We start from the raw sequence: 10,097 nt of genomic DNA on the forward strand, positions 1-10,097 counted from the left end.
GCCGGTGAACCTGCGCGGCCTCGAGATCCGGGACGTCGCCGCGGTCCGCACCCCGGCCGACGGCGAGAAGCCGGCCGAGCTCGCGGTCGAGGGCGACCTCGTCGGCATCGCCCGCGGCGGGGTGCTGGTGCCGCCGATCAGCGTCGTGATGCGCGACGCCGCCGCGGGCGTCGTGAGGACCTACACCATCGCCCCGCCGCGCAGCCGGCTGGCGCAGGGCGAGACCGCGCGATTCGCCGGCCGGTTTTCCGATCCGCCCGAGCACGGCCGCGGCATCGAGGTCCGGTTCTCGGATGCGGGCAAGCCGGAGTCGGGCAGGCCGGAGACGGCCAGACCCGAGACGGCGAAAGCGGAGTAGGTCGCGGGCGACCGCGCCGCCGTCGATTTTCCGCCGGCGGGCCGTGGCCGGACGGCGCCGGAATAGGGTATGGAGGCGCATGACCACGCCCTCCCGACGCGTCCGCGTCCTCTTCGACGAAGCCACCATCGCCACGCGCAACGAGGCGTTGGCCCGCGAGATCAAGGCGGCCGCCCCGCAGAACCTGCTCGTGGTGGCGGTGCTGAAGGGCAGCTTCATGTTCGCCGCCGACCTGCTGCGGGCCCTGCACCGGGTCGGGCTGTCGCCGCAGGTCGAGTTCGTGCACCTGTCGAGCTACCGCACCGGCACGATCTCCTCCGGCCAGGTCGAGATCCTGCGCGACGTCCAGAGCGAGGTGCGCGGCCGCGACGTGCTGCTCGTCGACGACATCCTCGAATCCGGCCGCACGGTGGTCTTCGCCAAGGACCTGCTGATGGCCCGCGGCGCCTCGCGCGTCCTCACCGCGGTGCTGCTCGAGAAGCCGGGCAAGCGCGCGGTGCAGATCGACGCCGACTTCGTCGGCTTCACCTGCCCCGACGCCTTCGTCGTCGGCTACGGCATGGATGCGGCCCACGCCTTCCGCCAGCTCCCCTTCGTCGGCGTCGTCGACTACGACAGCCAAGATCCGGACCTGTTCGGCGGGGCCTGAACCGCGTTTCGGGACGCGGCATTTTCGCAACCCTCCGGCACTTCCAGGCTTTTCGTCCTCAAATGTCTTGACAGGACGGCCGATGTTTAGACGATCTCTAGACGTGTCCGGGCCGGCCGGCCTTCCCTCGGTGGATCAAATACAGGCGACATGGCGCGCATCCTTCTGGTGGATGACGAAGAGACGGTTCGCGGCTTCCTCAAGCGAGGCCTCGAGATCGACGGCCATGCCGTGGTCACGGCGATCGACGGCAGCGACGGCCTCGACCGGCTGAACGAATCCGACGGCGCCTTCGACCTGATGCTCACCGACATCCGCATGCCGCTGATGGACGGCATCGCGCTGGCGCTCGCGGCCAAGCGCGACTTCCCCGACCTGACAATCCTGCTGATGACCGGCTTCGCCGACCAGCGCGAGCGCGCGCGCGGCCTCGACGCCATCGTCACCGACGTGCTGACGAAGCCGTTCTCGCTGGCGGACCTGCGCGCCACGGTGAGCCGGGCGCTCGCGGCCTGAGGGGCAGCCGGCGAGGCCTTGCGTCGATCCCTCCCCGTCATTCCGGGGCTGCGAAGCAGAGCCCGGAATCCAGAACCGCTGATCGTGCCTCGATCACCCGTCCCGGCGGCTCTGGATTCCGGGCTCGCCTGCGGCGCCCCGGAATGACGGAGCGCGTTGAGGGGCCGACGGTGGGATCCCTCACACCACCAGGTTCACGATCCGCCCGGGCACGACGATGACCTTGCGGGGCGTCCGGCCTTCGAGGGCGCGCCGCACCGCCTCGTCGGCGAGCACCAGGGCCTCGACAGCCGCCGCGTCGGCGTCGCGCGGGACGGTGACGTCGGCGCGCTTCTTGCCGTTGACCTGCACCGGGAGAGCGACCGTATCCTCGACCAGCAAAGCGGGGTCGAAGCCGGGCCACGGCGCCTGCGCGACCAGCCCGTCGCGGCCGAGCACCGCCCAGCAGCTCTCGGCCAGGTGCGGCATCATCGGCGCGATCAGCTGGACCAGGATGCCGGCGGCCTCGCGGCCGGCCGCCGCCGAGGCGCCGCCGCGGAACGCGTCCTCGAGGGCGTTGGCGAGGGTGTAGACGTGGGCGACGCAGCGGTTGAAGCGCAGGCGCTCCACGTCCTCGCCGAAGGCGGCGAGCGCCTTGTGCGCGGCCTTGCGCAAGGCCGCGTCGCCGCCGCCCGATCCGGTGGCCGAGACGGCGGCGTTCACCAGCCGCCACACCCGCTGCACGAAGCGGGCGGCGCCCTGCACGCCCTCCTCCGTCCAGATCACGTCGCGCTCCGGCGGCGAATCCGAGAGCATGAACCAGCGCGCGGTGTCGGCGCCGAAGGAGGCGATGATGTCGTCGGGGTCGACGACGTTCTTCTTCGACTTCGACATCTTCTCGATCGGGCCGATCGCGATGGGCGCCGAGGTTTTCACGTGGAACCCGCGTCGCTCGCCGTCTTCGGTCGAGAACCGCACCTCCGCCGGCGGCACCCAAGCGCCGGCCGCGTCCTTGTAGGTCTCGTGGACGACCATGCCCTGGGTGAACAGGCCGGCGAACGGCTCCGAGACGCCGGACCAGCCGGTCGCCTGCATCGCCCGCATGAAGAAGCGCGCGTAGAGCAGGTGCAGGATCGCGTGCTCGATGCCGCCGATATACTGGTCGACGGCGAGCCAGCGGTTCACCGCCGCCGGGTCGGTCGGCCGGTCGGCGAGCCACGGCGCGGTGAACCGGGCGTAGTACCAGGACGAGTCGACGAAGGTGTCCATCGTGTCGGTCTCGCGCCGCGCCGCCGCGCCGCAGGACGGGCACGGCACGGTGCGCCAGGCGTGGTCGCGCTCCAGCGGGTTGCCGGGCTGGTCGAACGAGACCTCCTCGGGCAGCCTCACCGGCAGGTCGGCGACCGGCACCGGCACGGGGCCGCAGGCCTCGCAGTGGATGATCGGGATCGGGCAGCCCCAGTAGCGCTGGCGCGACACGCCCCAGTCGCGCAGGCGGAACTGCACCTTGCGGGCTGCGACCGGCCGGCCGGAGAGGACCTCCGCCTCCAGGCGGTTCGCCACCGCCTCGAAGGCCTCGCCCGTCGTCATGCCGTCGAGGTAGCGCGAGTTGATCATCCGCCCGTCGCCGTCGAAGGCGGTGTCGGTGATGACGAAGCTGTCCTGATCCTGGTCCTCGGGGCAGACCACGGGGGTGTTGCCGAGGCCGTACTTGTTGGCGAAGTCGAGATCGCGCTGGTCGTGCGCCGGGCAGCCGAAGACGGCGCCGGTGCCGTACTCCATCAGCACGAAGTTCGCGACGTAGACCGGCAGCGTCCAGGACGGGTCGAGCGGATGGCGCACGGTGAGCCCGGTGTCGAAGCCGAGCTTCTCCGCCGTGTCGATCGCCGCCTGCGCCGTGCCCATGCGCCGGCATTCGTCGACGAAGGCCTGCAGCGCCGGGTTCGCGCCGGACAGGGCCGCCGCCACGGGATGGTCGGCGGCGATCGCCAGGAAGCGCGCGCCGAACAGGGTGTCGGGCCGGGTGGTGTAGACCTCGATCGCCTCGCCGACCCCCTCGACCGCCGTCGCGAGGGCGAACCGGACCTGCAACCCCTGCGAGCGCCCGATCCAGTTCCGCTGCATCAGCCGGACCTTCTCCGGCCAGCGCTCGAGACCGTCGAGCGCGTCGTAGAGATCCTGCGCGAAGTCGCTGATCTTGAAGAACCACTGCGTCAGCTCGCGCTGCTCGACCGGCGCACCCGAGCGCCAGCCGCGCCCGTCGATCACCTGCTCGTTGGCGAGCACGGTGTGGTCGACCGGGTCCCAGTTCACCTTGGCGGTGCGGCGCGTAACCAGCCCCTTGCCGAGGAAGTCGAGGAACATGCGCTGCTGGTGCTTGTAGTAGTCCGGATCGCAGGTCGCGATCTCGCGGCTCCAATCGAGCGACAGGCCCATGGATTGCAGCTGCCCGCGCATCGTCGCGATGTTGGCGTAGGTCCAGTCCCGCGGGTTGGTCTTCCGCTCGATCGCGGCGTTCTCGGCCGGCAGCCCGAAGGCGTCCCAGCCCATCGGGTGCAGCACCGCGAACCCCTTTGCCCGCTTGTAGCGCGCCACCACGTCGCCCATCGCGTAGTTGCGCACGTGGCCCATGTGGATGCGCCCCGACGGATAGGGGAACATCTCCAGCACGTAGTATTTCGGGCGGGCGTCGGCGTTGTCGGTCTCGAACAGCCGCGCCTGCGCCCAGGCCTCCTGCCAGCGCGGCTCGGAATCCTTGGCGTTGTAGCGCTCGAGGGTCTGGTGGCTGGGAGGATGGGTCATGGCGTCGTCGAAAACCGGGATCGGGCGGGGCGGACCGGGGAAGCGGCGGCGTTAGCACATTCGCGGCGGGCTCGGCCAACGGATCTGCCGGCGTGGCAATCGAGGCCGATCCATCGGCGCGTGATCCCTGTGGCGGATGCAAGCACAGATGGCTTTGCGCCGGGCGCGCGATCCCGGCATTGAGGTGCAGAATCGCCCTCACCCGCGCGGCGGCGTTGGACAGCGCCGCGGGCCCGCCCACCTTTCCCCGGCGATGGCCGGACGACCCGCCCAAAGGACTTCAATGACCGACACGCCGATCGATACGCCCCCGACCTCGGAGCCGCCGATCTCCGGCAAACCGCCCGTCGGCGAGGCCGACGTCGCCGCGGGCCTCGCCGAGGTGCTGGCCGGGATCGCCCGGGCGAGCGAGGATTGCGCGCGGGATCCCGCCGGCATCCGCCTCATCGCGGTCTCGAAGACCGTGCCGACCGAGGGCATCCTGCCGGCCCTCGAAGCCGGCCAGCGCCTGTTCGGCGAGAACTACGTGCAGGAATCGCGCGCCAAGTGGCCCGCGCTCAAGGACCGCTACCCGGACGTGGAACTCCACCTCGTCGGGCCGCTGCAATCGAACAAGGCGCGCGAGGCGGTCGAGCTGTTCGACGTGATCCATTCGCTGGACCGGCTGTCCCTGGCCGCGGCGCTGGCCAAGGAGATCGCCCGCACGGGGCGCACGCCGAAGCTGCTGATCCAGGTCAACACCGGGGACGAGCCGCAGAAGGGCGGCGTCTCGCCCGACGCCCTCGACGTGCTGCTCGCCGAATGCGTCGGCACCCACGGGCTGGCGATCCAGGGGCTGATGTGCGTGCCGCCGGTGGAGGACCCGCCCTCGGCCCACTTCGCTTTGCTCGCCGCGCTCGCCCGGCGGCACAACCTGCCGATCCTCTCGATGGGCATGAGCGCCGATTACCCGGCCGCGATCCAGATGGGCGCGACCCATGTCCGGGTCGGCACGTCGATCTTCGGGGCGCGGACGCGGAAGGCCTGATCCGCGCCGGGCCGTCGCCGGCAACGACGACGGAAGGTTGCCTTGGGCGAGCTGGCGGACCCTGCGGTCGCAGGGCGAAATCCGCCGCCGTCACGGACCGCCCGGAGGCTCGCCCGGCGCGGCAAGGCCCGTGCGAAGCAGGGCGATGCCGGTGATGATCGCAAGGAAGGACGTGGTGGGGGAAGTAGGACTCGAACCTACGAAGCTTACGCAGCGGATTTACAGTCCGCCCCCTTTGCCGCTCGGGACATTCCCCCAAAGGACAGCCCATCGGGCTGCGCGGGGCCCTTATGGTGAGGGGGGGGCGGCGTGTCAACCGTGCCGCGCGGCCGGGGGCTCAGTGCCCGGCGGTGCTCGAGAAGCCGTTGATCACCACCACGCCGGCGACGATCAGGCCGAGGCCGATCAGGGCCGGGGCGTCGAGGCCCTGGCGGAACATCAGCCAGCCGACGAGCGAGATCAGGACGATGCCGACGCCCGACCAGACCGCGTAGGCGACCCCCATCGGGATCGTCCGCAGGGTGAGCGCGAGGAAGAAGAACGCGACCCCGTAGCCCGCGACCGTGATCAGCAGCGGCACCGGCCGCGAGAACCCGGCGGAGGCCTTCAGCGCGCTGGTGCCGATCACCTCGGCGACGATCGCAATCGCCAGATAGATCCAGTTCACGGCCGCTGCACTCCTGGTTCGTCGGATCGGCGGCCCATTCAGGCGTCGTCGGCCCCGAGGACGAGGCGGAGCGACCGGGCGAGCTCGTCGCGGCGATAGGGCTTGTTGAGCACCGGGAGCTCGCCGCGGCCGATGACCTGGCCCTCGTCGAGGTCAGCGACGTAGCCCGAGGTGAGCAGGACCTTGAGGCCGGGCCGCAGGCGCTGCGCCTCGGCGGCGAGCTGCGAGCCGTTCATGCCGCCGGGCATCATCACGTCCGAGAACAGGATGTCGATGCGCTGGACGTCCTTGAGATGGGCCAGCGCCTCAGCCGCGTTGCGCGCGACGACGACCTTGTAGCGCAGCTCCTCCAGGCTCTCGACGGCCATGGTGAGGACCTGCTCGTCGTCCTCGACGAGCAGCACGGTCTCGCCCTCGCCGGCGCGGCGCAGCGGCAGCACGCCGCGCTCGCCCATGCCCGTCTCCTCGCCGGCGGGGTCGGCCGAGCGCGGGAAGCGCAAGCGGAAGGTGGTGCCGCGCCCGACCTCGGACTCGATCGCGACGAAGCCCTTGGCGCTGCGGGTGAAGCCGTAGACCTGGCTCAGGCCGAGGCCGGTGCCCTTGCCGACCTCCTTGGTGGTGAAGAACGGCTCGAACACCCGCGCCATCAGGTCCGGCGCGATGCCGCTGCCGGTGTCGGACACCGCGATCTCGACATAGGCGCCCGGCGGCACCCCCTTGTCGGCGACGGCCGCGGTGTCGAGCCGGACGTTGCGGCTGCGGACCTCGATCCGGGCGCTGCCGGTTCCCGCCTCCATCGCGTCGCGGGCGTTGACGACGAGGTTGAGGATCGCCGCCTCGAACTGGGCGGGGTCGACGCGGATCGGGTCGAGGGCGGGGTCGAGGTCGAAGGCGAGCTCGATCGCGGCGCCGGCGGCGCGCTCGGCCAGCGGCCGGAAGTCGATGAGCAGGCGGTTCGGGTTCAGCGTCTGCGGCCGCAGCATCTGCCGGCGCGAGAAGGCGAGGAGCTGCTGCGTCAGCTGCTCGCCGCGCCGGGCCGCCGTCATCGCGGCGTCGGCGAGGCGCTTGACCCGCTCGACGTTGTCGGGCTTGCGCAGGACCATGTCGAGGCCGCCGACGATGACCGTCAAGAGGTTGTTGAAGTCGTGTGCGACGCCGCCGGTGAGCTGGCCGATCGCCTCCATCTTCTGCACCTGGCGCAGCGCCTCCTCGGTGTTGCGCTGGTCGGAGCGGTCGAGGACGATGCCGGCCATGCGGACCGGCGTGCCGTCGGCGCGGTATTCCGCCCGGCCCTTGGCCGCGATCCAGCGCACGGCCCCGTCGGGGCGCACGATCCGGTATTCGATGTCGAGCGTCCCCGCCCGCGCCGCCTGCGCGAAGGCCGCCGTCACCGCCTCCCGATCCTCCGGGTGGACGTGGGCGAGGAAGGTCTGCCGGCCCCAATGCGGGAGCGGCGCGTCGTAGCCGAAGATCGCGTCGTGGCGGGCCGACCGACGGGCGGTGTCGGTGAGGAGGTCGAGGTCCCAGGTTCCCATGCCGGCGGAATCGAGGGCGAAGGCCAGGGTCTCGCGGGCGGCCTCGACCTCGCGGGTGCGCTCGGCGACCCGCCGCTCCAGGGTCTCGTTGGCGACGCGCAGGCGCTCCTGGTCCTGTTCGCGCTCGCGGATGTGCCCGCGCGCCTGGTACTGGCGCCGCCGCACCCGCAGCGCCGAGGCGACGGCGCTGATCAGGGTCTCGGCGTTGATCGGGCGCTCCAGCAGCACGACGTTGCCGAGGCGCTCCACCATGGCCGCCCCCCGCGCCGGGCGGCGCCCCGCCTGGCGCGTCGCCAGCATGATGAACGGGAAGTCCGACCAGGGCGGCTGGCGATCGATCCAGGCCGCGAGGGCGTCCGGGTCGACCTCGGCCAGCGCCTCCTCGGTGACGATCGCCGAGCCGGCCGAGGCCTCGAGGCCGGCGAGCCACGCGGCCCCGTCGGCGCAGACCGTGGCGGCGGTGCCGGACTTGGCCAGCAGCTGCTCCATCACCACCGCGTCGCGTCCGCGCGGCGCCAGGATGAGGACGCGGGTCTCGTCGGGGCCGGGCCGGCTCATTCCGCCGTGTCGCTGCGCAGCATCGCGACCTTGCCGCCGTAGGCGGGCAGGCCCGAGAGCACGCCCTCGAAGTCGGTCAGCGTCTCCCCAACCTGGATCCCGTTGCGGGAGAGCCTCAGCTCGCGGATCGTGCGCTCGTGCGCGTTGACCCGGCTCTTGACCGCCGAGAGCGCGGTTCGGACCTCGCCCTTGGCCTCGAAGTAGCGGAACAGGAGGATGCCGTCGCTGAGATAGCTCAGGTCGATGTCGGAGCGGACCTCGCCGATGACGCCGTGCTGCCCGAGAACCAGCAGGGTCGTGACGCCCTTCTGGTTCAGGTAGGTCAGCAGCTCGTGCATCTGCAGGATCAGGAACTGCTCGCCCGGCATCGCGTGGATGTAGGCGTTGAGGCTGTCGACGACGACGCAGGACGCGCCGTCCCGCTCCACCGCCTCGCGGACGCGGCAGGCGAACTCGCCCGGCGCCAGCTCGGCCGGATCGATCTGCGCGATGCTGAGGTCGCCGTCGGCGATGTGCGGCTGCAGGTCCATCCCGAGGATGGCCGCGCGCGCCAGCAGGGTCGCCCGGCCCTCGTCGAACAGGAAGTAGGTGGCCTTCTCGCCCCGCTCCAGGGCCGCCAGCATGCAGCGCACCGCGGTCGTGGTCTTGCCGGCCCCGGACGGCCCGAGCAGCAGCGTGTTGGTGCCGCGCACCAGCCCGCCGCCGAGCAGGAGGTCGAGGCCCGGCGCGCCGGTCGTGACGGTCACCGGCGCGAAGTCGGCGTGGTGCTCGGCGGCGATCAGGCTCGGGAACACCTCGATCCCGCCGGTCTCGAGGACGAAGTCGTGGTACCCGCCCCGCGCCTTCACGCCGCGCATCTTCAGGACGCGGAGGCGGCGCCGTCCCGCGCCGAACTCGCGCGGGGTGTGCTCCAGGAGCAGGACGCCGTGCGCGATGCTGTGGAGCTGCACGTCGGTGGTGCCGTCGTCGAGCAGGAACACCGTGCAGCCCCGCGCCGCGAAGAGCTGCTTCAGCGCCAGGATCTGGCGGCGGTAGCGCAGCGGGTTCTGGGCGAGCAGCCGCAATTCGGACAGGCTGTCGAACACCACGCGGTTCGGCTGCAGCGCGTCCACCCGCTCGATGACCTCGCGGACGGTCTCGCCGAGCTCCACCTCGGAGGGGTGCAGGATCGACTGCTCGCTCTCGGGGTCGAGGCCGAGCTCGTTGACGAGCTCGTAGAGCTCGACGCCGTCGAGCGACCAGCCATGCGACGCCGCCGAGGCCCGCAGCTCCTCGGCGCTCTCCGACAGGGTGACGTAGAGGCTCTTCTCGCCGTGCGCGACGCCGTCGAGCAGGAACTGCAGGGCGAGCGTGGTCTTGCCGGCGCCGGGCGTGCCCTCGAGCAGGTAGAGCCGCCCCTTGGTCAGGCCGCCGGACAGGACGTCGTCGAGCCCGGCGATCCCAGTCGACAGGGTGTCCCGGACGTAGGGTGCGACGCGCGGTGTCTGATCAGTCGTCATCGTCATCACGCAGGGTGGATCGGGCGCTCGGCCGGCGGCCCCTGAGGGAGTGCTTTGCCTCAGGAACGGCCCTGCCTCAACGCGGCAGCCGTCGATAGGTCCCGAGCCCCTCGGATGGCGGGCACCGCGGCGATCGTCCGGACCGGCGCCGGATCACGCCCGGCGTCGCGGCTGCACCTATGCCGCAGCACCATCGGGCGGCGCCGGACGTTGCCCGTGACCGGATCCCGACGATCTCCCGCAAGGCCCCCATGCTTCGACTGCTCATCGCGGACGGCAACACGCGCGACGACCGCGCCCAGCACGTCGCGGTCACCGGCCGCACCTCGGCCGAATCCTACGCCGACGTCGTCCACGCCTATCGCCCGGAGGCGCAATGCCGGCTGCTCAGCCCGGCCGACGCCGACGCCGCCCTGCCCGACGGCGCGGCGCTTACCGCCTACGACGGCGTGATCTTCACCGGCTCGCCCCTGAAGGTCGGCGAGCGCAGCCCGGCGGTGACGCGCC

The 10,097-nt window shown here is 71.7% G+C and carries 7 protein-coding genes, 1 tRNA gene and 2 pseudogenes; 5 read left to right on the plus strand and 5 right to left on the minus strand.

Translation table 11 applies throughout. The annotated features are described in order from the left end of the window. From FV223_RS30335 to FV223_RS11755, 3 genes and pseudogenes are all read left to right on the plus strand, one after another. Nucleotides 1-358: pseudogene (locus FV223_RS30335) on the plus strand (hypothetical protein); the annotation flags it as partial. Between the two features lie 79 nt (nt 359-437). After that, nucleotides 438-1,007, plus strand: a complete 570-nt coding sequence (gene hpt / locus FV223_RS11750; RefSeq protein WP_147727220.1) for a hypoxanthine phosphoribosyltransferase — start codon at nt 438-440, stop codon at nt 1,005-1,007. A gap of 150 nt (nt 1,008-1,157) precedes the next feature. Further along, nucleotides 1,158-1,523, plus strand: coding sequence for a response regulator (locus FV223_RS11755; protein WP_147727221.1), 366 nt, complete (start codon nt 1,158-1,160; stop codon nt 1,521-1,523). 180 nt (nt 1,524-1,703) lie between these two features. On the opposite strand, the gene leuS is transcribed toward FV223_RS11755, so the two are convergent. Continuing rightward, nucleotides 1,704-4,304: a leucine--tRNA ligase gene (gene leuS, locus FV223_RS11760; protein WP_147727222.1), complete on the minus strand. Its 2,601-nt coding sequence runs from the start codon at nt 4,302-4,304 to the stop codon at nt 1,704-1,706. A gap of 283 nt (nt 4,305-4,587) precedes the next feature. On the opposite strand from leuS, the gene FV223_RS11765 reads away from it, so the two are divergent. Continuing rightward, the gene (locus FV223_RS11765) at nt 4,588-5,331 is read left to right on the plus strand and encodes a YggS family pyridoxal phosphate-dependent enzyme (protein WP_147727223.1); all 744 of its coding nucleotides are present in this window, start codon (nt 4,588-4,590) and stop codon (nt 5,329-5,331) included. A 173-nt stretch (nt 5,332-5,504) separates the two neighbouring features. Here the strand turns inward: FV223_RS11765 and FV223_RS11770 are convergent. From FV223_RS11770 to FV223_RS11785, 4 genes are all read right to left on the minus strand, one after another. Then, nucleotides 5,505-5,588, minus strand: a tRNA-Tyr gene (locus tag FV223_RS11770). Nucleotides 5,589-5,668: 80 nt separating this feature from the next. After that, nucleotides 5,669-5,998, minus strand: a complete 330-nt coding sequence (locus FV223_RS11775) for a multidrug efflux SMR transporter (RefSeq protein ID WP_147727224.1) — start codon at nt 5,996-5,998, stop codon at nt 5,669-5,671. A 38-nt stretch (nt 5,999-6,036) separates the two neighbouring features. Continuing rightward, nucleotides 6,037-8,091, minus strand: a complete 2,055-nt coding sequence (locus FV223_RS11780; protein WP_147727225.1) for an ATP-binding protein — start codon at nt 8,089-8,091, stop codon at nt 6,037-6,039. Beyond that, on the minus strand, nt 8,088-9,590 hold the full coding sequence (locus tag FV223_RS11785; protein ID WP_147727226.1) for an ATPase domain-containing protein: 1,503 nt from the start codon (nt 9,588-9,590) through the stop codon (nt 8,088-8,090). The genes FV223_RS11780 and FV223_RS11785 overlap by 4 nt, the downstream gene beginning before the upstream one ends. Nucleotides 9,591-9,841: 251 nt before the next feature. Between FV223_RS11785 and FV223_RS11790 the strand changes: the two are divergent. After that, nucleotides 9,842-10,097 (plus strand): annotated as a pseudogene (locus tag FV223_RS11790) (type 1 glutamine amidotransferase); the annotation flags it as partial.

Origin of the sequence: Methylobacterium sp. WL116 (genome assembly GCF_008039455.1) — a bacterium.
Lineage (GTDB): Bacteria > Pseudomonadota > Alphaproteobacteria > Rhizobiales > Beijerinckiaceae > Methylobacterium.